The following is a 23,225-nucleotide window of genomic DNA, read 5'->3' on the forward strand; positions in this document are numbered from 1 at the left end:
GCGGCGGCCTGCCGATTGGCCCGCTGCGGCAGGACGTCGTGAGCAGCACATCGGCAACTCCGCGGCGGTGGCCCGGGACCGGTGGGAGGGGGCACCCCCGCCGGTCCGTGTGCCGGGCGGCACAGGAGATCAGTCCATGCGGACCGGCGGGGCGGGCCCCGAGTCCTGCCCCGGCCGGGCGCCCGGAGGCAGCCGGTTGTCAGTGCCGTCCTGCATGATGCGCGGAACCTGATCGACGTCGTCGCCGGTGGGCGGGCGTGCGCCCGTCCCGGCTCGAGGAGGCCCTCCCATGCAGCCCGTCCCGGTCCCGTCCCGCCGCGCGCTGCCGTACGTCCCCGGGGAGGTCCGGTGATGATCCTCGGACACGCGAGCCGGGCCGCGACGCCGCTCGGCCCCGTCGGTGCCGGTCTGCTGCGCATCATCGCGGACCCCGCCACGCCCGTCTTCCTCACCGTGCTCTCCGGCGGCCGCCGCAGATACGGCTACTGGCAGGCGCGCGACGGCCGGGACGGCAGGGGGAGCTGCCAGGTGGCCCTGCCCACCGACGAGTGCGACGCACTGCACCGCGGCGGACGGATCGCTCTGGGTGATCCCGTCGTGGACCCCGCCAAGACGACGTACCGGGTGCGCGCGGTGAGTACACCGGCGGGTGCTTCCCGGGCCGCCGTCCGGTCGGCGGCGCGCACCGCCTGACGAGGGTGCGCGGGGCGGGCGCGGCGCACACTGACGCACCCTCGATCACGCGGACCCGGCCCCGACCACCGGTGGCCTCCGTGCGCAGGCGTCCGGCGCACGGAACGGCCGGCAACCGTGACAGCACCCGCGGCCCGGCCACCCGGGCCGACGCCCCGACGTTCGGTGAGGAACCGTCAGCGTCTGCTCTCCGCGCGGCCCCTGCCCGCAGGCAGGGCCCGCGGCAGGCGCGAGGCGCTCACGCCCGCAACCGCACGGGAAGCGGGTCCGCTGGACGGCCGGACGTACCCGATGCCCCGCAGGCTGCCCCCGGTCCGGCAGGGTGCGGCCGGCTTCAGCCGCAGGCAGGCCGACGTGTCCGGCCGGCGCCGGTGCGGAACCTGGCGGAGGCGACCAGCGAGTCGTCCTCGGGACGCGCACCGGGAAGTCGGTGGCGGGCGGCTATGAGCGCGGCGTCGACGTCACGGGTGCCGGTCGACACGCACAGGGTGTGGGCGAGGTCGTCCATCCGCCGGCGCACCTGAGGGCTGCCCGCGTCCGCGCGCAGGACACGCAGGGCGTCGTACTGCTCGACGAGGTTCTTCAGCACGGCGGGGTGCGCCATGAGCATGGGGGAGCCTCCCTGGTCACACTCGCTCACAGGGGTCACGTACACCGGCGCTCGTGCCCCGGGTCCCGGCCACCATGCCTGCCCGGTCGACCGCGTCCGTGGCCGGGCCCGCCGCCGCAGGGCCGCCCGCGTACGACGGCCCCGGCCCGCGCAGCCCGCAGCCCGCGTCCGGCGCGTCCCGCCGGGCAGCGCGCCGGGACGTGCCACGGCTCGGTGCCGGCGCCGAGCCGGGCGACGAGGAGTTGTGCGACGACGGGTGGGGCGCCGTCCCCGCTCGGGGGCCTGCGCGGGGCGGGCGCGGCACCCGCGTGCGGCCGGGGGTCGTGCGTGCCGGGCGCGAGGGGGCGTTGTCAGTGGTCCCCACTAAGTTCGTCGATGCCCCGCCGGTCCGGCGTGGGACTTCCCTTGTGCTGCAGAGGAGATGATGCGTTGTCCGGCTTCGAGAGGTCGAGCGCGGCGCGGGTGCTGCCGCCCGCCCGGCCGCGCAAGCTCGCCAAGGTTCCGTTCGTGGAGCTGGCCGAAGGGCGCCTGCAGGGCGTCGTCTCCAGCGGCTCGGCCGTCGAGCGGGTCTACGTCTCCGCGGTCACCGCCCGGACGTACGCCTACGCGTGCAGCACCAACAACAACCGCCCCTGCGGTGGCGCCCGCGGCGGCTTCTGCAACCACATCGGCGCGCTCGTCAACGAGGCGGTCCTGCAGTTCGGCGCCGAGCGCGTGGCCCGCTACCTGCGGGTCGACCTCGGCGACGTCGAGGCGAGCGCGCAGAGCGTCCGCGCCGCCATGAGCGCGACCCGCCCGTCCCCGGCCGGCGGCAACGCCGCAGCCTCGGTCTTCAGCCGGTTCCTGCGCCACCTGGCCTACCTGGAACTCGCCCCGGTCACCTCCCCGCTGCCGGAGATGCAGTGGTTCCCGCCCACGCGGTCGGAGGAGGGCGTGGTGCCGCCGCACGCCGCCGACACGGTGACCGCCGTCGAGGAGCACGACCTGCTCGGCGCACCCGTCGAGGGGCTCGACGAGGCCCTCGCCGCCGTCGACGCCTTCGACCGGAGCCTGTCCGCCGGACTCTCGCGCCCCGGTCCCGACCAGGCCGCGGCCCTGCGGGAGCTCGCCGACGCGGTCGCCGCGAGCCCACTGGCCGACACAGTCTCCGAAGCCGCCGAGAAGGCGGCGGCCGGCGCCGTGGGCGAGGACCACCTCCTCGCACTCGCCGCCGCCCGCACCGCGCTGCTCGGCGCCGCGCACGACGCGCTCACCGCGCGCGCCGACGAGGTGACCGGCCGGACCCGCACCGGTGCACCCGGGTCCCCCTCCGCCGGGCCGCAGGCGGCGAACCTGCTCACCGCCGCCCGGTCCTGGCTCTGCGACCTCGCACGCACCGGCTGGCAGGGCATCGACCACGACCTGGTCTCCGGCTCCGGCCAGGTGATCTCCGCGATGCTCCCCGACCCGGAGCTGCGCCGGGCGGCCACCCTCCTCGACGGCTTCGCCGCCGAACTCGCCGCGTCCTGCCCGGGCGCCTCACTGGACCGGGCACCCCTGCGCCGCTGGGCGGACCTGTGGGCGCGCGGCATGCTGCTGACGGTACCCGGCACCGCCGCACCGTCGGCCCCCGGCAACGCCACCGGCAGGCTGCTGCCGCTCGGCGTCGACGTCCAGGAACACGCCACCGCCGCCCAGGCCCAGATCCACGCCGTGCTCGAACCCGCCGACGGGAGCACACCCCGGCTGGTGCGGGCCAGCGTGTCCGTGCCGAAGCCCGACACCGTGCTCGGCGCCGGCCTCTGGCAACTGCTGCGTCCGCACATGACGCTGCTGGCAGCCGCGGCCGAAAGCCGCTGCATGGACATCGTCGACATGCCCGTCACCGCCGAGGGCGAGCTGCTCTGGGACGACGAGCACGCCCGCCCCGGCGAGCCCGCCGACCCCTTCGCCACCGCCCGCGTCGTCCTGCCCGCCGCCGCCGCGGCACCCGTCGCCCCCCTCGACCGGCACCCGGCGTCCCTCGCCCACCCGGTCCTCCTGGAGGACTACGCCACCGAACAGGCCGACGGCACCCTGACGTTCGTCCTCCCCGGGCACCGGCTGACCGTCGACACCGACCGCGTCCCGGCCGCCGGCCCACTCACCCCGCAGGCCGTCGCCGCGTCCCGTGCCTGCATCGGGCTGCTCCGCTGGGACGGCGGGCGCTACCTCCTCCAGCCGCTCGCCGTGGAGACCACCGTGCGCAGGAAGGCGGTGGCGCTGCACGCCGGGGCCTGGGCCGCCGGCACCACCGACAAGGCCGGACTGAAGGCCGAGAAGGCCGCCACCGACGCGGTGGCCGTGCTGCGCGAACGCGCGGGAAGGCTGCTGCGCACATGACCGAGCACACCCCCGAGGCCACCGTTCTGCCCGGCGCCGACGCCAACCGGCGGCAGCTTCTGTACTGGCGGCTGCTCGCCCGCCTCCTCGACCCCGAGGAGCAGCCCGGCCTCGAGACCGCCTCCCTCGCAGTCGTCGAGGACATCGGACTGCCACCCGCGCTGCTGGACCCGCAGTCCTCCGTCGACGCCGTCGTGCAGCGCCACCCCGAACTGGCCGACGAGTTCGACGGGCTGATGGTGCCCGAACCCGACAGCGGGGACCGTGACCGGGCCGCCGAGGTCCGGCGCGCCGCGCTGGTGTCCAAGGTGCTGCTCAACGTCTTTGCGACCGGCACCGGCACGGTCACCGCCGAGCAGCTCGCCCGCTGGCAGTCCGACACCGGCTGGCTGGAGCGTGCCCTCGGATACCGCCCGGGCGAACTGCGCGGCGCGCGCGGCGGTACGGGCTCTGCGGCCGGACCGACGGGCACGGCGGCCGGCGGCCGGACACCCGACCTGAGCACGCTGCTGCCGGCGATCGGCCCCGAACTCGGCGCCCTGGAGGCCGATCTGGTCAAGCGGATGCACCTGCGCGAGGTGCTCGCCGACCCCCGGCTCGCGGCACGGCTCACGCCGAGCATGTCCCTCATCGAGCAGCTGCTGCGCGACAAGAACAACCTCTCCGGTGTGGCGCTGGCCAACGCCAAGGCCCTGATCCGCCGTTTCGTCGACGAGGTCGCCGAAGTGCTGCGCACCCAGGTCGAGAAGGCCTCCGCCGGCTCCCTGGACCGGTCGGTGCCGCCCAAGCGGGTCTTCCGCAACCTCGACCTCGACCGCACCATCTGGAAGAACCTCACCAACTGGGACCCCGAGCAGGAGCAGCTCTACGTAGACCGCCTCTACTACCGGCACACCGCCCGCAGGACGACGCCGCAGCGGCTGATCGTGGTCGTCGACCAGTCGGGCTCCATGGTCGACTCCATGGTCAACTGCACCATCCTCGCCTCCATCTTCGCGGGACTGCCCAAGGTCGACGTCCACCTGATCGCCTACGACACCCAGGCACTCGACCTCACCCCCTGGGTGAGCGACCCCTTCGAGACGCTGCTGCGCACCAACCTCGGCGGCGGCACCGACGGCACGGTCGCCATGGCCCTGGCCCAGCCGAAGATCGCCGAACCGCGCAACACGGTCGTGGTGTGGATCTCCGACTTCTACGAATGGCAGTGCGGACCGCTGTTCGAGAGCATGGCGGCCATCCACCGCTCCGGCGCGCGATTCATCCCCGTCGGCTCCGTGACCAGCTCCGGCCGCGGCAGCGTCAACCCCTGGTTCAAGGAACGCTTCAAGGACCTCGGCACGCCGGTCGTCTCCGGCCACATCCGCAAACTCGTCCACGAACTCAAGACGTTCCTCGCCTAGTGCCGCACCAGGCAACCTTCGCCCCGTCGCGACGCCCGGCACGCACTCTCGCTGCACCGGACGAAAGCCCGAGTACATCCAGTACGAGGGCTTCCGGCCGGCACACCGAGAGCACGCACCGGACGCCGCTCCTCGACGGGCGAACGTTGCCTGCCGCGGCACTGGCGCGTATCCCATTCCTCCGTCCCCGCACGTCCCTGTGCACCCGTCACGAAAGGCCTTCGCATGTCCGACCTGTTGCGCGCTCCCGCCGAGATCAAGTACGCCGAGGAGCTGGACTGGCTGGAATCGGTCGACGACAACCCCAAGCCCTTCTCCTGGCGGCTGTCCCCGAAGATGATCCGCCTGTTCATCCTGGGTTCCGAGCGCGCCGACGGCCTCGATCGCGAGATCTCCCAGAAGTGGTTCGGCGACCGCAGCATCGTCGAGCGGGCCATCGTCACCCTCGCCTCCGACCGAGGGCTGCTCCTGATCGGAGACCCGGGGACCGGTAAGAGCTGGCTGGCCGAACTGCTGGCCGCCGCGGTCTGCCGCAACTCCACACTCGTCGTACAGGGCACGGCCGGCACCACCGAGGACCACATCAAGTACTCGTGGAACGTGTCCATGGTCATCGCCAAGGGCCAGTCCCGGGAGTCGATGATCCCCTCACCGATCATGACCGCGATGGAGACCGGCGTCATCGGCCGCTTCGAGGAACTCACCCGCGCCACCAGCGACGTCCAGGACGCGCTCATCTCCGTCCTGTCCGAGAAGTACATCTCGGTTCCCGAACTCGACAGCGACAGCATCGTCTTCGCCCAGCCCGGCTTCTCGGTCATCGCCACCGCCAACAGCCGCGATCGGGGCGTCAACGACCTGTCCTCCGCCCTCAAGCGGCGCTTCAACTTCGTCCGCATCCCGGTGGTCACCAACAAGAAGAGCGAGGCGGAGATCGTCCGCTTCCGCACCGAGGAACTGCTGCGCCGCCACAGCATCGACCTGGACGTGCCGCCGACCCTGCTGGACGTGCTGCTGCGCAGCTTCTCCGATCTGCGCGCCTCGGCCGCCGCGGCCGGGAGCGACGACGAGAAGCTGGAGTCGGCGCTGTCCACCGCCGAGCAGATCGGTGTCCTGGAGGACGCCGTCCTGCACGGCAACTTCTTCGGCGAGCGGGCGCTGACCGCCCGGACCCTCGCCTCCTCGCTCGTCGGCTCGCTCGCCCGCCGCGAGCCCGAGGACCTCGCCATCCTCAACAAGTACCTGCACGGTGTCGTCGAACCGCGCAGCAAGGAAGAGGGCGGCTCCTGGCCGGAGTTCCTCGAAGGCGGGCGCGACGCGATCGCGACCCTGTCGTGAGCGCCGTGGACGAGGGAACCTTCACCGCCCTGCGCAGCCGGCTCCAGCAGGCCGCGGAAGCGTTCGCCGACGGACCCCGGGCACTGGAGGGCATCCTCCTGGGCATCGTCGACGACGTCGACCGCGCGGTACGCGAACCGCTGGAGATCTTCCCGGTCTGCCATCACTCGCCCGCCTCGGCCCTCGCCATGGCGCGCCGGCTGCGGGAGAAGCAGCCGAAGGTGGTGTACCTGGAGCTCTGCGAGGACATGGCACCGCTGCTGACGGAGCTGCGCAACTGCCGGCTCCCGGTGGCCGTGCAGGCGTACGCCACCGAGGTCGACGGCTTCCCCGCCGAGTGGGCGCCGCTGTCGGTCGTCGCCCCGATCACCGAGGCGTCCGCCGAGTACCAGGCCATCGCCTACGCGCTGGACACCCCCGGCGTGGAACTCGTCCTCGTCGACCGCTCCTCCGACCACGTCTTCCAGTGGCAGGAGAACGGCGGAGACACCGCCGAACCGGCGACCGACGGGGACGCACCCGCCGAGGAGGAGGCGGCCCTGCACGGCGACGCGGTCGGCGTGGAGATCGGCGACCTGCGCCCCCGCTTCGCCGAGTTGGAGGAGTACCTGCTGCGGCACGGCCGGGTACGGCACTGGTCGGAGTGGTGGCACCAGTACGTGGAACTGCCCCTCGGGGACAGCGACCACGCCACCTACCTCCAGGTGATGCTGCTGATCGGCAGCCTCTTCCGCCGCCTCGCGCCGGGGGACCCGCACCGGGTCCGCGTCGACGAGGACCGTGAGCGCCACATGTGGACGCGGATGCGCTCGCACCTCGCCGCGACCGGCACCGACCCCGCCGACTCCATCTACGTCTGCGGCGCGTTCCACGCGGCCAGCCGGGTGGCGGAGTTCGGCGTCGACGGCGACGACGGCTTCGACATCAGCGCCCCCAGCGCCACCCGCTGGCAGCACGGCCTGATCCCGTCCAGCCACGCGGCGATCGAGGCACAGTTCGGCCTCGCCGCCGGCTCGGTGTCCATCGCCGCGAACCAGTTCGCGAAGAACCTCCGGCGCACCCGGGTCACGCCGTACCGGCTCACCGGGCAGGCCGGCGGCGGGGGACCGAAGAAGGGAGCGCGGAAGACGGCGCAGGCCGCGGCCATGGCCCCAGCGGCCCTCCCACCGGGCGGCGGACCCGCCGACTCCGACATGCTCACCGGCTTCCTGCAGCGGCCCCCGGTCCTGGACCGCCTCGACGAGACCGAACTGCTCGGCTGGTCGGTGGAGATCGTGCGGGCGGCCCGCCGCAACGGCTACCTCGCCTCCACCGCCGACGCCATCGCGGTGTTCGAGACGTCGATCCTGCTGGCCGGCCTGCGCGACCGTGCCAAACCGACGCCGTACGACTTCCAGGACGCGGCGGTCACCTGCATCGAGAAGGACCGTGTGCCGGGCCGGCGCGACGTACGCCGCCTCACGGAGATCATGCTCGGCGGCGACCGGCTCGGCCAGGTCGGCTACGACGCCCTGCCACCCCTCGCCCGCGACGTCCACGACCGACTCGCCCCCCTCGCCCTCGGACTTCAGCAGCGCGGCGTCCGGCGGGCCCTGCTCGACATGACGTCCCGGCCGGAGCTGGAGCAGTGTTCGGACGTGCTGTGGATGCTCCGGTACCTGATGCCGCACGGCGCGGCGCGGCCCGTCATGGGCGAGCGGCGGCTGGGGGAGCGCCCCATCCAGGAGTCGTGGGACCTGGCCCTCGGCACCCATCAGCGAGCCCTGATCGAACTGGGCTACGAGGGCGTCAGTATCGAGCAGGTCCTCGAACAGCGGCTGCGGCGCACCGCCTACGGCCCCCAGGCGACCACGGCGACCGTCCTCGAAACCGTCGAGGACGCCACCCTCTACCTGCGCAGCCGCCGCCTCGCCGACGAACTCGGGCTGCGTGCCCTGGACGTGCTGGCGACCGAACGCGGCGTCGACGGCGCTCCGGAGGTCCTGCGCCGGGCCCGCCGGCTGCTCGGCCACTACCGCACCAGCGAGCCGTCCCTGCCCGGGTGGATCGAGGCCTTCGTCAAGACGGGCTACGCGCACTACTGCACCCTGCTGCCGACGGCGTTCGCCGACGAGGACGCGAGCGTCTGCCAGGTCGCGGCCATGCTCGGCTTCCTGTTCAGCATGGAGAGCCTGGCGCTGTCCCTCGGCTGCGACCGCACCCAGCTGGAACTCGCCGTCGCCCAGTCGCACCCCGACGACCCGGCCAAGACGGCCCTGCTGTGGGCCGCCAGGGCCCAGCTCGGCCGGCTCTCCCGCGCGGACCTGCGCGCACGGTGCGACGCGCTGCTCGCCAACCCGCTGGTCGTCCCGTCCTACCCGCGCTACCTCAGCGGGTTCCTGCACGCCCTGGAACCGGTGCCCCAGCTGGCCGACTTCGTCGTCGAAGCCGTCTCCCAAGCCTTCGCCCGGCTGCCGGACCCGGTACTGCTGCCCTGGCTGCCGACTCTGATCACCACTCTCCGCGACGCCGGCGATCTCGCGCCCCTGCTGATCCGCGAGGCCGGCCGCGTCTTCCCGGGACGGCTCGCGGCCCTGGACGCATGGGTCCCCCCGTGGCAGGGTGACCCCGCCACGACACCCACCGGCCCGTCCCGGGCCGGGTCGGCCGGGCGCGGAGCCCTGCCGCTGCTCGCCGCCCACCCCGCCACCTGCGCCGCGGCGGCGCACCTGCTCGGCTGCGAGGGGACATGGCAGGCGGCGACGCCCGCCCCCGCCGGCGCGGTGCTCCTCACCCGCCATCCGCGGACCGCGCAGGAGCTGCGGGTGCTGCTGGCAGGCCCGAGCGGCCCGGCACTGCGGTGAGCCACCGCCCCGGCCGACGGGGAGGTGCGGGAACGGCCGGGACACACGGGGCCGGGACACCCCATACGCGGGGCAACGTCCCGGTCACGCGGCCCAGGCATACTGGGCCAGGACAGCCCTGGCCGCGGAGCGCGACGGCACCCCGAGGGCCCCGTCGCCGCGTTCGAGCAGGCACCGGCCACCGACCAGGACGGCGAAGCCGCGTGGCGCCACCGCGTCGCCGAGGCATGCGCCGGCACCTACGCCGACCGGGCGCAATCCCTGCCCACCACCGTCGGAGCGCCCGCATGACCACCATCGTGGCCCGAACCGTCACGGACGTACTCCAGCCCCGCAACGTCCTTTTCGCCGGGATGCTCGGCATCGGCCTGGTCGCCGCCGGCGACTGGACCGGCATTCCCTGGGGATTCCTCGGCGCCCTCTGCGCCGGGATCGTCCCCGCGGCCTACATCGAGTGGGAACGAAAGCGCGGCACCTGGGGAGACCGGCACGTCGTCGACCGCACCCAGCGCATGCCGATCTTCCTCGTCATCCTGGCGTCGATCGGACTCGGTTCCGTCGTCATGGTCTTCGGGCACGCCCCGACCAGCATCCTCGTCGCCATGCTCGCGTTGTGGGTGATGACCGTCGGCCTCCTCGCCGTCAACGAGTTCTGGAAGATCAGCGTGGACAGCGCGGTCGCGTCCGCCGTCCCCGCGATGCTCGTCGTCGTTCAGTCCCCCTGGTGGCTCCTCGCCTACGCCCTGACCGCGGCCGTCTGCTGGTCCCGGGTCGTCCTGACCTACCACACCGTGGCCCAGACCGTGGCCGGCGCCTCGCTCGGCGCTGCCACCGCCGTGCCGTTTCTCTTCGCCTGACGGTCGTTCACGCAAGAGCCCGACCAGCCACTCCCGACCGCAGGGCTGCGAGAGACCTGCGTCAGTCTCGCCCGCGAGGTGTCCGCGTCGTCGAGGAGAGGACGAGGACCGGCGGCCGATCGGCGGACGAATGATCCGGGCGCGCCGTCCGAGTGCGAGAGGCCGCTCCCTGCCGTGGGCTCCTGACGTGCGTGGGCCGCGGTCCACGCAGGGCGGGGACCGCGGCCCACGGCGGCGTCAGCAGGGTTTGCGCCAGGTGTCCAGCTCCGGCTTCTTCACCATCGACGACAGCCGCAGGGACCGGGCCTGCGGGCAGAACTTCTCCGGCGGTTCGGAGTACTCCACGTGGAAGACCGCCTTGCCCGCCTTCACGAACGGTTCGAGCCGACGGCACTCGTCGTACTGGGCGCACTCCTCGTTGACGGCGAAGTCGAAGTGACCCAGCAACTGCGGGATCTGGGGCAGGTCGTTCTTCAGGCCCACCGCCAGCCCCCGCTCGTGCGCGATCTCCGCGATCATGCGGTTGTAGCGGAGCTGGTCCGCAGCCGTGAGCGGGAAGCCCGTCTTGTTGCCGTACCCCTCGACCAGGTCCGGCTCCACCGCGTCGAATCCCTTGTCACGGCACATGTCGAACCGGTGTTCCATGAGGGGGCGCAGGACCGACACCTTGCGGATGTCCAGCCAGCGCTCGCCGTTCCAGCCGTTGGGCCGGCCCATCAACGACTGGGGGAAGGAGTGCCGGTCGGGGCGGAAGTCCTCCCACGCTCCCACATTGATGTAGCAGATCACCTTCCTGCCGTCGCGGTGCAGACGGGCCACGTCCGAGGCGGAGTTCTCGAATCCGTCGATGTCGTAGACGGCGACGTCGACGGACGGGTCGACCCGGCCGTTGAGTTGCCACTGCCAGGTCAGCCCGGGCCGCGGCTGCCACAGGGCGGCCGTGTGCGGGCCGCCGGGACGGCCTCGGCCGCCGGAGCACGCGGCCAGGACCGCGACCAGGGTCAGCGCCAGGGCCGCGGCGGCCACCCGTGCGCGCCCCCTCACCGGTCCGCCTCGACCAGTGCGGGCGTCAGCCGCGACCACGGGTTGGGCAGCTCTCCTGTCACCGGCCCGCACACGGCGGCCCCTCGCTCCTTCGCGGTCCGCACGGCGAGCGGGACGAGCTGTTCCGGCACGCCGTAGACGAGGTGGCACATACGGTCCGGCGGCTGCCGCATGGCCCAGGAGGGGCGGCTGAACGTCGCCACGTACGTCGACCAGTGGCCTTCGAAGGTCACGGTGAGGTCCGCGAGCCGCGCGTAGCCCGGAGCCGGGTGCACCCCCGGGTTCAGCACGACGGTCGAGGCGCCCAGCCGGCGCACCGACCGCACCAGGCGGCGGCAGGCCGTCAGCCCGTCCGGCCCCGCCGTCACCCGGTCCAGGAAGCATCCGTCCGCCGCGTACCACTGCTGATGCCGGCGCACCTCGGCCGTGACGTCCGCCGGGTCGCGCGTGCCGTAGTCCGTGTCGACGTAGCCGAGCAGCCGGGCCCCCGCCCCGCGCAGCGCCTCCGCCGCCGCGGCGAACGACGGATCCGGGGCGAGCCCCGGCCCGTTCGCGGGATTCAGCACGACGGCGTAGGTGTGCTCGGCGCCGCCGATGAGCCGGTGCCAGGCCGCCGGGTCCTCCGTCGGATGGACGTACAGCGGGATCAGCAGGCTCACCCTGTCCTCACCGCCTCGCGCGGGTGCGAGCCGGAGCCCGTCGCCTCCCACAGCGCGGCCAGCGACGCGCCGAGGGTGTGCTCGGGACGCCAGCCGAGGGCGTCGCCGGCGGCGGCGATGTCGGAGCACTGCCACGACACCTGGGCGGAACGCGCGGAACCGCCCCCGTCCTCCTCGGCGATCCGCCCCCGGAATCCGGCCACGTTCGCCAGCGTCCGCACCAGCTCGCGCACCGGGACCGCATCGCCGCCGCTGATGTTCAGCACCCGGGGCAGGCCGCCCGGGGCGGTGGCCGCGAGCACCACCGCCCGGGCCACGTCGCGGGCGTCCACGAAGTCCCGGTGGGCCGACAGGTCGCCGAGTTCCAGGGCTGCCTCCGGATCGGATCCGGCCTTCGCGAGAAGGCCGGCGACCCGGCCGGGCAGCCCGGTGGACGGTGCTCCCGGCCCCACCGGGTTGCCGACCCGCAGCACCACCGCGTCCAGGCCCGACGCGGCCACCGCCACGGTGCCCGCGAGCTTGGTCGCACCGTAGGGGCCGGCCGGGCAGGTGGCCGCCGACTCGGTGACCCTCGTGCCGGGTGCACCGGGGCCGTACTCGGCGGCCGAGCCGAGATGGACCAGGCGGGCCTGCGGCGCCGCCTCCCGCAGCGCCGCGCACAGCACGGCGGGGCCGCGCGCGTTCACCTCCGCGAGCGTGACGGGGTCCCCGCCGGTGGCCCCCGCGCAGTTCACGACTGCGTCGGGGGCGACCGACGCCAGAGCTCCGGCCAGCTCCCGCGGCCGGGCCGACGCCAGGTCGACGGTCACCTCGGCGGCCGACCGGCCGCCGAGGAACAGCCGCACGTCCGGACGGGCGCGCAACTGCTCGACGACGTGGCCGCCGAGGAAGCCGGTGGAACCGAGAACCAGGATGCGCATACGGACTCAGGCTCCCTTGAGCAACAGCGACTTGCGGCTGGTGAACTCGGCGTTGGCCCGGTCGTAGTCGTCCGGACGCCCGATGTCGAGCCAGTAGCCGTCGAACTCGTAGGCCTGCGGGGGCCGTTCCTCGGCGAGCAGGTCCAGCACCAGCTCGTCGAAGCCCAGCGGCAGCCCGGGCGTGTAGGCGGCCAGTGTGGCGCGCGAGACGCCGTAGACGCCCATGGACACCCGGTAGTCGATGCTCGGCTTCTCCGTGAACGCCACGACCCGGCTGGCGTCCGTCGTCAGTACCCCGAAGTCGATGCGGACCTTGCGGGCGTAGGTGGCGATGGTCAGGGGCGCGCCCGACGTCTCGTGGCGGCGCAGCACGTCGGCGTAGTCGAGGTCGGTGAGCACGTCGCCGTTCATCACCAGGAAGTTCTCCGGCAGCCGGTCACGGAGCGTGAGCAGCGGGCCCATCGTGCCGAGCGGGTTGTCCTCCATGGCGTAGTCGATGCTCATGCCCCACTGGGAGCCGTCACCGACATAGGCGCGGATGATCTCCCCGAGGTGGCCGATGGCGATGGTGCAGCTGGTGAACCCGGCCTTCGACAACTGGCGCAGCACGATCTCCAGGATCGCGTGCTGGTCCCCGATCGGGACGAGCGGTTTGGGCAGCGCGGTCGTGTACGGACGCAACCGGACGCCCTTGCCTCCGGCGAGAATCACTGCGTGCATGGCATACCTCCTGCGGTGGGTGCCGGTGGGTCAGATGTTGTAGATGCCGGTCTTGTAACGGGCCAGGTTGGACGGATCGCCGAACCACTCCACGGTGCGCGCGAGTCCCTCCTCCAGCGAGTGGCCCGGCCGCCAGCCGGTCGCCGCCGTCAGCCGGGACGCGTCGGCGACCAGCCTCATCACCTCGGAGTCGGCGGGCCGCAGGCGCTGCTCGTCCTCACGGACGTCCAGCGGCACGTCCATCACCTTGCCGATCAGCGCGACGAGGTCGCCCACGGAGATCTCCCCGCCCGTGCCCGCGTTGAAGGTGCGGCCCACGACCTGCTCCGCCGGGGCGGAGCCCACCGCGAGGAACGCCTGGGCGGTGTCCGCCACGAAGGTGAAGTCGCGCGTCGGGCGCAGATCGCCCAGGGTGATGGTGCGCTCCCCGGCCGCGACCTGGCCGACGACGGTGGGGATGACGGCACGCATCGACTGGCGCGGGCCGAAGGTGTTGAAGGGCCGGAGCGTGACCACGGGCGTGCCGAAACTGGCGTGGTAGCTGTCGGCGAGCCGATCGCCGCCGGCCTTCGAAGCGGCGTACGGGGACTGGGTGTTGATCGGGTGGTCCTCGGTGATCGGCACGGTCTGCGCGGTGCCGTACGTCTCACTGGTCGAGGTGTGCACCAGGCGCGGCGTGCCCAGCGCGCGCACCGCCTCCAGCACGTTCAGGGTGCCGGTGACGTTGGTGTCCACGTAGCTGTGCGGCGCCCGGTAGGAGTAGGGGATGGCGATGAGTGCGGCGAGGTGGTAGGCGCAGTCGGCGCCTTCGAGCAGCCCGCGGACCGAGCCCGGGTCGCGTACGTCGCCGAGGACGATCTCCACCTGGTCCAGGACGTCGGCGGGCAGGGTCTCCAGCCAGCCGTAGGAGGAGAAGGAGTTGTACTGGGCCATGGCCCTGACGCGGTGCCCGGAGGCCACGAGCGCCTCGGTGAGGTGCGAGCCGATGAATCCCTCGGCCCCGGTGACGGCGGCGAGCGGTGCGGAGGTCAAGGTTGGGGTCCTTTCGTCGTTGTCAAATGTGTCGTCGATCGGAGTCGATCCGAGTCGAGTTGATGCGTGCCGAGCCGAATTTCGGCATGGTTTGGCTTGATATGAGTCGTGTTGTGCGGTCATGGCGTGAGGTTGTGTCATGTGGTCGTGCCGTGCGGCGGGTGAACGGTGCGGCGGCGGGGCCGGCGCCCACCCGGCGCGGGGTCAGGCGTGCTGTGCGGGCCTGCCGAGCACTCCGAGCGCGCAGGCCGCGAGACCGGTGGCGGCCACGCCGCAGGCCAGCGGCAGCGCGAGCGCGCCGGGCGGCAGGTGCAGCCAGGTGACCGCCCCGACCGCGACGGCGGCCGGCAGGCACAGCACGGCCGGCGGCCAGGCCGAGCCGAAGGCCTGGAGCAGCAGTGCGGTCCACAGGGTCGCCGCCAGCACCAGGACGGACGGGCCGGAGCCGGTGAGCAGCGCCGGGGGAAGCAGCAACAGGAGATAGGCGGACAGGCACCGGCCGAGCACGGCCGTCGAGCGGAGCAGGAACCCCCGTGGCGTGGCGCTGACCCGCAGCGCGGCGACCGACCAGCCGCGGTAGCGGTACAGCAGCCACTCGGCCGGGCCCATGCTCAACGTCAGGGCGATCACCGCGTAGGGGTGCCGCAGCCCCTCCAACATGACGAGCAGGGCGGCGGCCAGCCCGAACAGGCCGTACGGGACGGAGGCGCGCAGGGGTGGGTGCGGGCCGCCGGTGGCGGCCGGGGTGCGCAGACCGGACCACAGCACCCGTGCGGTGACGGCGAGCGTGGCCAGGAGCGCCAGCAGCGGCAGACCCGCCCGCACCACGACACCGGGCTCCCACCACAGGGTGGCCACGGTCCCGCCGATCAGCGGGCTGAGGGCGGCCAGCAGCAGCCGTTCCCGCCCCAGCACCAGCAGCACGCCGGCCGACGCCAGGTACAGCGCCTGGGCCGCCGCGACCGCGGTGACCGGACCGCCCCGGGCGGGCACCGCGGCCAGTGCCGTGGACAGTGCGGTGCCCAGCAGGGACCCGGTCAGCAGGGTGCGCGCGGCCTCCCGGCGCCCGGTGACCATCCGCAGGTACGCCCGGTGGCCCAGGGCCTGCCCCCACGCCCAGGACACCACGCCCGCCACGATCAGGACGGGCGCGTACCGGTCCGGACGCCACAGCGGTGCGGTGAGCACGTAGGCCAGGGCCGGCAGCGCGAACAGCACCCCCCGCAGCAGGCAGCGCAGCGTGTCCGGCCGCCAGGGATCCGCCGGGGCGGGGGGCTCCGGGAACGTCCGGGGCACCCGTTCGTACAGCGCGGACGCCAGCGAGAACAGGTTCGGGTGGCCGTACCGCTCCTTGATCAGAGAAGCGGACATGCCTTCGGCCTCCAGCAGCGCGGCCACCTCCCACGGGTGGACCGCGGGGCCGATCCGGTCGGCGAGTTCGGCGGCCAGCGCGCTGACCGCCTCCTCGTCGGGGCCCAGCCGGGGCAGCCGGATCGCCATGGTGATCTCGTCCCGGGCCCAGCGCGGCGTGCGGCGGGGCCGAGGGGGCCCGGCCAGCCGCAGCGTCAGCGTGTCCTGCTCGGCGCCCCCGGGCTCGAGGGGCATCGGACCGCTCATCCGGTGAGACTCCCCAGGCCGGCCACGGTCGCTGCGGGCACGAGGATGCGGGTGGGTACCTGCTCGTCGCGCCGGGACAGTTCGTGGTAGATGCCGCGGAACGTGTCGATGGTCTGCCGCAGCGTGAACTGCTCGATCACCCGCAGCCGTGCCGCCTCGCCCATCGCCCGGCGTCGTGCCGGGTCGCCCAGCAGCTCCACGGCCGCGGCGGCCATGGCCTCCGGGTCGCGCGGCGGGACCACCAGGCCGGCGTCACCGACGGCCTCCCGCACGCCGCCCACGTCGGTCGAGACGGTCGCCCGCCCGCACGACATCGCCTCGATCAGCGTGAACGGGAAGCCCTCGCTGATGCTGGACAGCATGACCACGTTCCCTGCGGCGTAGGCGTCCCTGATGTCCTCGACGCGTCCTTCGAACGTCACCGCGTCGGCCTGCCCCAACTCGGCGGCCAGCGCCTCGCAGCGCTCCCGGTAGGCCTCACCGCCCCGGGGTGTCCCGCCGAACAGCCGCAGCCGCACGTCGGGGCGACGGGCGCGCACGATCGCGAAGGCGCGGATGAGTGTCTCCAGATCCTTGATCGGGTCGACGCGTCCGGCCCAGCTGAGGGTGAGCGCCTCGGGCTCCGGTCCGGCCGGCGGGAAGGCCGCCGGGTCGACGCCGTTGTACACCGTGCGGATGGACGCCGGATCGGCGCCGCCCTGTTCCTCCCAGAGCCGGTTGTAGCGGTTGCCCGGGGTGACCAGGGCGGCCTGGCGGTAGCTCTCCTGTGCGAGCAGCCGGAAGAAGCCGAGGATCACCGCCTTGACGGGCCAGCGGTAGGGCGCGGTGCGATAGCCGAGGTACCGCTCACGCAGGTAGACGCCGTGCTCGGTCAGCAGCAGCGGGACTCCGTGACGTTCGCGGGCCGCGAGACCGGGCAGGACGGCGACACCGCCGCTGACGGCGTGTGCGACCCCTGTCTCCGGTGGCGGCGCGGCCAGCGGACGCAGGGCGTGTTCGAGCAGGGCGGTGGCGGTCAGCGCGTCGTGCAGCGTCGGCTGCGCCTCGCGGACGGCCAGGCCGGGCCGGTTCCACACGGCGGTCAGGACGGAGATCGCCGCGTCGTCCCGGAGGAAAGGGCTGAGCAGTCCCTCCGTCGCGGCCTGCGCCAGGGTGTACAGGGAGGGCGCGAACCCGGTCTCCGCGCGCGGGTCTAGCAGCGCGGCGAGGAACATCTCGTAGGCGTCGGCGAGTCGGCTGCGGGACCGGCCGCGCGGTGGGCGCCCCGGCGGAGGGTCGCCCCACATGGGGACGGACCGCACGCCGGTGACATGGCCCGGCAGGTCCCAGGCGATGGGCTCGTGTCCGGTGCCGGTGACGGCGATGACGTCGAAGTCGAGGTCGGGCATGCCGGTGACGAGCTGGTCGCACCAGACACTCACGCCGCCGTGACTGTGGGGATAGGTGCCTTCGGTGAGCAGGGTGACGCGCGTCGCGCTGGAGCGCCGCGCGCCGTGGTGAACGTGCATCGATGTGCTCCACGGCCGAGGTGTGGGGTCGTCGTGCCGGTCCCGGCCGCGCGTGCGGACGGCGGGGACCGGACTGCCGGTGCGCCGGTCAGCGCTCCGCGGTCGGGGACAGCGGCGTGGTGACGCCCTCGGGGACCCGCGTGCGCGGTGCCGGCTTGACGGTCTTCGTGGAGCTGCCCGTGCCGCCGGCCGTGGAGGAGGCAGAGGCGGACGCCGGGAGGGTGAGGGTGAGCGGGGCCGAGGCGGTGGGCAGGGTCCAGCCGGAGCGCGCCCCCGCGTAGGGCTCGCCGAAGGCGGAGCCCGCTCGCGTGGTGCCGTCGGGCATCGTCGCGGGCACGGCCACGCCGTCCGGGCTCTGGACGGTGACGGTGTCGCCGATGCGGTACGCGGTGACCTGGTCGTTCTGCACGGCGGTGTGCCAGGCGGCGCGGCGCTGGAGTTCCGTCCCGATGTCCTTCATGCGCAGGTCGACCACCGGGGTGTCCGTCGCGAAGAGCGAGTCGTAGGTGTTCAGCACGCCGTCCAGGACCGGGTAGGCGATACGGTCCTCGGCCAGGTTCGACTGGTGGATGAAGTGCGGCTTGGGGTCGTTGGCGAGGACGTGGCCGAGAGCGATCTGCCGCTCCAGCGGCACGATGTGGTCGGTGTAGCCCGTCGAGGTGTCGAGCGGGGCCGACAGGCAGGTGGTGGTGTCCGGGTGGTCCTCGCAGATGCCGCTGCCGCCCTGCGCGCGGCTGGTGTAGATCCAGTTGTACTCGTCGACCTGCTCGGCCGTCCGGCCCGCGTTGTAGAAGACGTTCATCGGGTAGCGGGGCACGGTCGTGGCGGGGCCGACCTGGCGCTGTTCGGGCTCACGGGAGTTGTCCGAGGCCAGCCAGGTGATGCCGTTGTCGGCGAGAGCGAGCGCCAGGTTGGGGTTGTCGTCGGGCTGCTGCGGCAGGACCTGCAGGCCGGAGTGCTCACCGGTGACCAGTTCGTCGTTGTCCAGCGGCAGGCCGGCGAGCTCCCCCCACACGCGGTTCCGGGCGATCTCGTCGGAGATCGCGTAGCGGCTGACCCACTTGGTGCTGCCGTCCGCGTCGGTGACGCACCGCCAGGGCACGACCGTGATGTCCTGCTCACACCCGAGGAAGGCGTGCGTGTAGGTGTGGTTGACCCAGCGGAAGGCGGCGCGGTCCGCGATGAACTTGTCGGCGAGCGCGTCGACGCCGTTGTGGTCCTCACGCTGGTCCTCGCTGCCGGCGCCGTTGTAGACCATGTCGAGGGTGAAGTGGTGCGCGTTCTGCCAGGCGATGGCGTGATCGACGTCGGCGGAGGTCATCCGGATCGGATCGGGGGTGGCGTTCGGGTCGGTGCAGTCCACGTCGCCCGGCGTGCAGTTGAGCGTGGAGTTCCAGCGGTCGTCGGCGGCGAAGACGTCGTCGACGTGGACGGCGAAGTAGTTGCGGGAGGCGCCCAGGTGCACTCCGCCGGTCATCCACTCCACGATGCCGCGGGACAGCAGCCGGAACTGCTGCTGGTACCGGTTGTAGACGAATGTGACGACGAGTTCGCGGCGGCCGTCGTGCCGGTACTCGCCCACCAGCGAGCCCTGCTCGGTGGTGCCCGGGATCGGAGCCTGCACGTACGGGGTGAAGTCGGCGCCGGCCACAGGCGTGGACAGATAGGCGTAGCTCTCGCCGACGGTGGGCGAGTTGTCCTCGAAGGGCACCGGGCCGTCGAGATAGCCGAACGGGCCCGACCGCCCGGCGGTGGTCACCTCGGCCTGCACACCGTCGAGGCTGCCGGAGTAGCCGCCGTCGACCGGGTACTGGAGCCCGGCCTCGGGACGCGCGTAGGTGTAGGCGTCGACCTGCGGGATGCCGTAGGTCTGTTCGTACGCCGCCAGTGCGGCCATCTCCGGGGAGTTCGCCGCGAACGGGTTGTCGTTCGGCAGGACGACGGCCTGGAACCTGGCACGCGGCCGGCCGTCCACGGTGTCCGCCAGGAAGCCGGCGTCGATCATCGGCCGGTCGGACCGGGTGAGGTCGATCTCGGTGTACGGCGTTCCCGCGGTGTCCAGTTCGGCGGCGATGGCGTCGGTGGACGGTCCGCCGTCGCTCACGACGAGAATCCGCAGGTCGATGCGGGGAGCAGTAGTGTCGGCCCAGGCCCCCGTGGCCGGTGTTCCGAGCGCGGCGATGAGCGCGCCCGTAGTGATCAAAGTCGTGCGTATGGTCCGCTTCATGCGGTGCTGTCCCCTCCCGAGGCAGGGGTGATCACAGCTCCGCGGAGCGGACGCACCCCCATGCGCAACGCCGGCTTCCCCCTCAGAGGCCGGTCGTCGACGCATCCGTCGCGTCACATAGTGGGCCGTCTGTGGAGTTTTTGTGGTTGCGTTGCGAAACCTGACGGAAAAGTGCAGGCGCGCTAGAGGATGCCATCCACCCGCCCGGCAGATTCGCCCGCCCGTGGCGTGTGCCGGGCGGGCGGTGGCTCCGAGAGGCGCAACGCAGGTCAGGCGAGGGTGCGGTGCACCGGCGGACCGCGGGGGTCCGCCGGTGCACCGTCATTGGTCCAGACCGGTATGACAATCTGTTGTGGCTGGAATCAGATCACTGCGTCGTCCCGCCGGGTCGTCAGGTGCACAGCACACGCGTCTCGGGCGTGTAGACCGGGCCCCCGCTGCTGTTCGTGCCGTCGCTGAACTCGGCGTAGAAGTACGAGTAGAAGCCGATGTTGCCGTTGCACCCGGAGTCGGCCGCGACCTGCAGCGTCAGTGTCACGGTCCGGCTCTGACCGGGCGGGACGGGCGCGCTGTAGTTGGGGCCGAGATCGGTGGGACCGGTGCCGGAGCACGGGGTGCTGCCGGAGGCCGTGGCGAGGCTGCAGCCCGTGAACGAGTACTTCAGGTCAGGGCGCTGCGTGGTCAGCCAGGTGGGATCGATGGTCTGGTAGACGAACCAGAGGTCGTAGGTCTTGTTGTTCGTCAGGGTCATCGACAGGTTCACCGTGCCGCCTGGCGTCGTGGTCGCGGCGCTGGTGGTGAACGAGAGGTCCGCGGGGGCCGGGTCGGCCGCACTCGCGGAGGGGGCCAGGCCGAACAGGGCGAGGACGAGGGCGAGGGCGGCGGTGAGGCCGAGTCGGCTCATCAAGGGTGATCGCATGGCCCGGGACGCTAGACAGGGGGCGGCTGCGGCGTCTGCCCCCGACGCGGTGCCCGGAGCGGCGAGGGGCCGAAAGTGCGCGTCCTGTGAAGGTGACGTGATGAAGCGGCAACAGTGGCCCCGGATCGTATACATGCACGATGGAGCGGATGCGGCGGTCGTGATCGTCCGGGACTCCCGTTCACTTCGTGTGACCGAGCGGTGACGCGGCTCTTTGGCGTGGAACGGTCGAGCCGGGTTCCATACGGTGCCGTCCGCGCCCGGTTCGTGACGAAAGTTCCCGGCCAAAATCCGATTTCCGGCCGATGTCATCGCCGCGGGGTGCGTGGAGCCGCCGCAGCAGCGGGGCGGCCCGGTCGCGCAGCCGTGGCGCCGCCGCCCCGACGGCTGACGGCTGACGGCGCCGCGCACGCCCGTCAGGCCCAGCGCCGTGCCCGCCGCCTGAGCGGTCCCGCCGGCGGGGGAGCCGGGGCGAGGGCGTGGACGCCGACCAGGCCGGCCGTGTCGAGTACGCAGGTCGCACCGAGTGTGGCGGGTGCCGGCGTCGCGGGCAGCGTCAGACGGCCTGTCGCAGCGCCGGTACCGGCTGACGCCCGGGTGCGCGGCGCACTCCCGTACCGACCACGCCGTCGCGTCGGGGGCGGTCGATCAGCCCGGTGAACTCCTCGGCCACGGCTCCGGGGCGCCCGCCGGCGTTCGGGGCGGAGACGGTGCCGGCCGGGGGCCCGGAGGCCGTGCAGCCCGCACCACGAGCACGTACAGCAGGCAACGCAGGACGCCGGCGTACCCCGGTGCCGGGCGCCGGTGCTCCGCCGCCAGTTCGGCCATCAGCCGGCGGATCGCCGCGTCGTCCTCGGGGCCCAGCCGGAACCAGCACTGCTGGCCGAGCCGCCGCAGCACCTCGCGGTCCCCGGGGTGGTCCGTCGGGAAGTCGTCGGTGAACAGGGCGAGGGGTGCCCTCCAACTCCCGGCCGCTCTGCCGGTGGTGCAGTTGCCCGGGGCTGATCACGGCCAGGTGCGGCGGCCCGACCGGCCACCGGGCGAGGTCGACGGCACGGGTGCCCGATCCCGCGGTCACGCGCACGAGCTCGTGGAAGGTGTGCCGGTGCGTCCGGTCCCAGCGGGACAGCGGCCCCAGCGCGGCGAACGAGCCCACGGTGAAGCACGTTCCCGGGTTCAGCCACCTCCAGCCGGTGCAGCGGCGGCTCCCCACCCGACGGCAGCGGACAGGCTGTTCCCGGCAACCGTCGGTGCGACGCATCGACCACCTCACCTCCCGCGACGGTGCGGATACGGACCGATGGGGCCGGTGCGACGATGCCACGGACCGCCCGCCCCGGGAACCGTGCGCCGCCGTGCGGCACAGGTCTGTACCAGCCTCTTGCACCGGGCCGTCGCGCGCCGCAAGCTCCCCTCATGGAGCTGGAGTTGCGGCATCTGAAGGTCATCCGGGCGATCGCCGAGGCGGGCAGTCTGACCAGAGCGGCGACGGCGCTCGGTCTTGCGCAGCCCGCGCTCAGCGCGCAGCTCAGGCGCATCGAACGGACCCTGGGCGGAGCGCTGTTCGAACGGGGCCGGAACGGCGTCCGGGCCACGCCCCTGGGCGAACTCGTCCTGGAACGCACGCGGATCGTGCTGCCCGCGGTGCGTGAGCTCCAGCAGGAGGCGGCACGTTTCGCCCGCACCAGACGGCAGGCGGAGCGACTGCGGATCGGCGGCACCCACGGGCCGCTGCTGGGCGCGCTCGTTGACCGTCTGGCCGGCGCCGCTCCCACCACCACGGTGACGACCCGGGCCTCCTGGTCCGAGCGGGAACTCGCCGACCTGCTCGCCGACGGACGCCTGGACTTCGCCCTCGCCGGCACCTGCGGCTCCGCCGCGCCGCCCGGCGCCCCGCACCTCGCCTGGCAGGAGATCGCCGTGGACCCGGTGTTCGTCATGCTCGCCGAGGATCACCCCCTCGCCCTCGGGCGGGAGGCCGACCTGGCTGCCCTCGCCGACGAGGAATGGGCCTGCGTCCCCGGTGACGGCTGCTTCGCGGACTGCTTCACGGCAGCCTGCGCCCGCGCCGGATTCACCCCGCGCCGCATGTACGAGACGGACACCGCCTCCTGCGTGCACCTGGTGCAGGTCGGCCGGGCTGTCGGCCTGTGCCGGGCCACCTTCCCCCCGACGCCCGGCCTGACCACCCGCCCCCTCGCCGGTACGCCGCTGATGTGGCGACACCTCCTGGGCTGGCACCCGGGATCCCAGCAGCCGGACACGGCGGCCACCTTGCTGACCCAGGCCCGCACCGCGCACGCCAGGGCGGCGGCCCGCAGCGACAGCTACACCAACTGGCTGGCCCGGCGCGGGGATCCCGACACGGCACTGCGCTGATCCCGGCGTTTCCATAACGCCGGGGCAGGGGGTCGGCTGACGTCTTATGCCGCCCGGTGGCCTCTCCCTACGGTTTCGGCACTCCACCCGATTCC

The 23,225-nt window shown here is 73.2% G+C and carries 18 protein-coding genes and 1 pseudogene; 8 read left to right on the forward strand and 11 right to left on the reverse strand.

Annotation, left to right across the window (positions count from 1 at the left end):
- Positions 1-351 precede the first annotated feature (351 nt).
- Positions 352-693 carry a hypothetical protein gene (locus tag JS756_RS22200; protein ID WP_240204164.1) on the forward strand — a complete coding sequence of 114 codons (342 nt, stop codon included), beginning with the start codon at positions 352-354 and terminating at the stop codon, positions 691-693.
- Positions 694-1,027: 334 nt separating this feature from the next.
- Here JS756_RS22200 and JS756_RS22205 read toward each other — a convergent pair whose 3' ends face one another.
- On the reverse strand, positions 1,028-1,303 hold the full coding sequence (locus JS756_RS22205) for a DUF5133 domain-containing protein (RefSeq protein WP_205384913.1): 276 nt from the start codon (positions 1,301-1,303) through the stop codon (positions 1,028-1,030).
- A gap of 375 nt (positions 1,304-1,678) precedes the next feature.
- Here JS756_RS22205 and JS756_RS22210 point away from each other — a divergent pair.
- The 6 genes and pseudogenes from JS756_RS22210 to JS756_RS22235 form a co-directional block, all read left to right on the forward strand.
- Positions 1,679-2,227, forward strand: a pseudogene (locus tag JS756_RS22210) (hypothetical protein); the annotation flags it as partial.
- Between the two features lie 9 nt (positions 2,228-2,236).
- Entirely contained in the window at positions 2,237-3,664 is a 1,428-nt protein-coding gene (locus JS756_RS22215; protein WP_438817338.1) for a hypothetical protein, read from the forward strand.
- Positions 3,661-5,067, forward strand: a complete 1,407-nt coding sequence (locus tag JS756_RS22220; RefSeq protein ID WP_205384914.1) for a VWA domain-containing protein — start codon at positions 3,661-3,663, stop codon at positions 5,065-5,067. The genes JS756_RS22215 and JS756_RS22220 overlap by 4 nt, the downstream gene beginning before the upstream one ends.
- A gap of 225 nt (positions 5,068-5,292) precedes the next feature.
- Entirely contained in the window at positions 5,293-6,405 is a 1,113-nt protein-coding gene (locus JS756_RS22225; RefSeq protein WP_205384915.1) for an ATP-binding protein, read from the forward strand.
- On the forward strand, positions 6,402-9,248 hold the full coding sequence (locus tag JS756_RS22230; protein ID WP_205384916.1) for a DUF5682 family protein: 2,847 nt from the start codon (positions 6,402-6,404) through the stop codon (positions 9,246-9,248). Before JS756_RS22225 ends, JS756_RS22230 begins: the two co-directional genes overlap by 4 nt.
- A gap of 287 nt (positions 9,249-9,535) precedes the next feature.
- Entirely contained in the window at positions 9,536-10,105 is a 570-nt protein-coding gene (locus JS756_RS22235; protein ID WP_205384917.1) for a phosphatase PAP2 family protein, read from the forward strand.
- Positions 10,106-10,342: 237 nt separating this feature from the next.
- Here the strand turns inward: JS756_RS22235 and JS756_RS22240 are convergent, their stop codons facing one another.
- The 10 genes from JS756_RS22240 to JS756_RS22285 form a co-directional block, all read right to left on the reverse strand.
- Positions 10,343-11,149 (reverse strand): endo alpha-1,4 polygalactosaminidase, encoded by an 807-nt coding sequence (locus JS756_RS22240; protein ID WP_205384918.1) that lies wholly within the window; start codon positions 11,147-11,149, stop codon positions 10,343-10,345.
- Positions 11,146-11,808 carry a spherulation-specific family 4 protein gene (locus JS756_RS22245; protein ID WP_205384919.1) on the reverse strand — a complete coding sequence of 221 codons (663 nt, stop codon included), beginning with the start codon at positions 11,806-11,808 and terminating at the stop codon, positions 11,146-11,148. Before JS756_RS22245 ends, JS756_RS22240 begins: the two co-directional genes overlap by 4 nt.
- Entirely contained in the window at positions 11,805-12,728 is a 924-nt protein-coding gene (locus JS756_RS22250) for an NAD-dependent epimerase/dehydratase family protein (protein ID WP_205384920.1), read from the reverse strand. The genes JS756_RS22245 and JS756_RS22250 overlap by 4 nt, the downstream gene beginning before the upstream one ends.
- Positions 12,729-12,734: 6 nt before the next feature.
- Positions 12,735-13,448, reverse strand: a complete 714-nt coding sequence (locus tag JS756_RS22255; protein ID WP_205384921.1) for a nucleotidyltransferase family protein — start codon at positions 13,446-13,448, stop codon at positions 12,735-12,737.
- Positions 13,449-13,478: 30 nt separating this feature from the next.
- Positions 13,479-14,480 (reverse strand): GDP-mannose 4,6-dehydratase, encoded by a 1,002-nt coding sequence (locus JS756_RS22260; protein WP_205384922.1) that lies wholly within the window; start codon positions 14,478-14,480, stop codon positions 13,479-13,481.
- 204 nt (positions 14,481-14,684) lie between these two features.
- Positions 14,685-16,097: a hypothetical protein gene (locus JS756_RS22265; protein WP_205384923.1), complete on the reverse strand. Its 1,413-nt coding sequence runs from the start codon at positions 16,095-16,097 to the stop codon at positions 14,685-14,687.
- Positions 16,094-17,605, reverse strand: coding sequence for a GT4 family glycosyltransferase PelF (gene pelF / locus JS756_RS22270; protein WP_205384924.1), 1,512 nt, complete (start codon positions 17,603-17,605; stop codon positions 16,094-16,096). The genes JS756_RS22265 and pelF overlap by 4 nt, the downstream gene beginning before the upstream one ends.
- 88 nt (positions 17,606-17,693) lie before the next feature.
- On the reverse strand, positions 17,694-19,832 hold the full coding sequence (locus JS756_RS22275) for a hypothetical protein (RefSeq protein ID WP_205384925.1): 2,139 nt from the start codon (positions 19,830-19,832) through the stop codon (positions 17,694-17,696).
- Between the two features lie 391 nt (positions 19,833-20,223).
- Positions 20,224-20,751 carry a hypothetical protein gene (locus JS756_RS22280; RefSeq protein ID WP_205384926.1) on the reverse strand — a complete coding sequence of 176 codons (528 nt, stop codon included), beginning with the start codon at positions 20,749-20,751 and terminating at the stop codon, positions 20,224-20,226.
- Between the two features lie 648 nt (positions 20,752-21,399).
- Positions 21,400-21,651 carry a hypothetical protein gene (locus JS756_RS22285; RefSeq protein ID WP_205384927.1) on the reverse strand — a complete coding sequence of 84 codons (252 nt, stop codon included), beginning with the start codon at positions 21,649-21,651 and terminating at the stop codon, positions 21,400-21,402.
- 516 nt (positions 21,652-22,167) lie between these two features.
- On the opposite strand from JS756_RS22285, the gene JS756_RS22290 reads away from it, so the two are divergent.
- Entirely contained in the window at positions 22,168-23,130 is a 963-nt protein-coding gene (locus tag JS756_RS22290; protein ID WP_205384928.1) for a LysR family transcriptional regulator, read from the forward strand.
- Positions 23,131-23,225: the final 95 nt, after the last annotated feature.

Origin of the sequence: Streptomyces actuosus (genome assembly GCF_016921115.1) — a bacterium.
In the GTDB taxonomy this organism is placed as follows: domain Bacteria; phylum Actinomycetota; class Actinomycetes; order Streptomycetales; family Streptomycetaceae; genus Streptomyces; species Streptomyces actuosus_A.

Coding starts and splice junctions, on each gene's coding strand:
- JS756_RS22220 (WP_205384914.1), top strand. CDS start 3,661: ATGACCGAGCACACCCCCGAGGCCACCGTTCTGCCCGGCGCCGACGCC.
- JS756_RS22200 (WP_240204164.1), top strand. CDS start 352: ATGATCCTCGGACACGCGAGCCGGGCCGCGACGCCGCTCGGCCCCGTC.
- JS756_RS22290 (WP_205384928.1), top strand. CDS start 22,168: ATGGAGCTGGAGTTGCGGCATCTGAAGGTCATCCGGGCGATCGCCGAG.
- JS756_RS22280 (WP_205384926.1), bottom strand. CDS start 20,751: ATGCGATCACCCTTGATGAGCCGACTCGGCCTCACCGCCGCCCTCGCC.
- JS756_RS22275 (WP_205384925.1), bottom strand. CDS start 19,832: ATGAAGCGGACCATACGCACGACTTTGATCACTACGGGCGCGCTCATC.
- JS756_RS22235 (WP_205384917.1), top strand. CDS start 9,536: ATGACCACCATCGTGGCCCGAACCGTCACGGACGTACTCCAGCCCCGC.
- JS756_RS22205 (WP_205384913.1), bottom strand. CDS start 1,303: ATGCTCATGGCGCACCCCGCCGTGCTGAAGAACCTCGTCGAGCAGTAC.
- JS756_RS22225 (WP_205384915.1), top strand. CDS start 5,293: ATGTCCGACCTGTTGCGCGCTCCCGCCGAGATCAAGTACGCCGAGGAG.
- JS756_RS22265 (WP_205384923.1), bottom strand. CDS start 16,097: ATGAGCGGTCCGATGCCCCTCGAGCCCGGGGGCGCCGAGCAGGACACG.
- JS756_RS22250 (WP_205384920.1), bottom strand. CDS start 12,728: ATGCGCATCCTGGTTCTCGGTTCCACCGGCTTCCTCGGCGGCCACGTC.
- pelF (WP_205384924.1), bottom strand. CDS start 17,605: ATGCACGTTCACCACGGCGCGCGGCGCTCCAGCGCGACGCGCGTCACC.
- JS756_RS22255 (WP_205384921.1), bottom strand. CDS start 13,448: ATGCACGCAGTGATTCTCGCCGGAGGCAAGGGCGTCCGGTTGCGTCCG.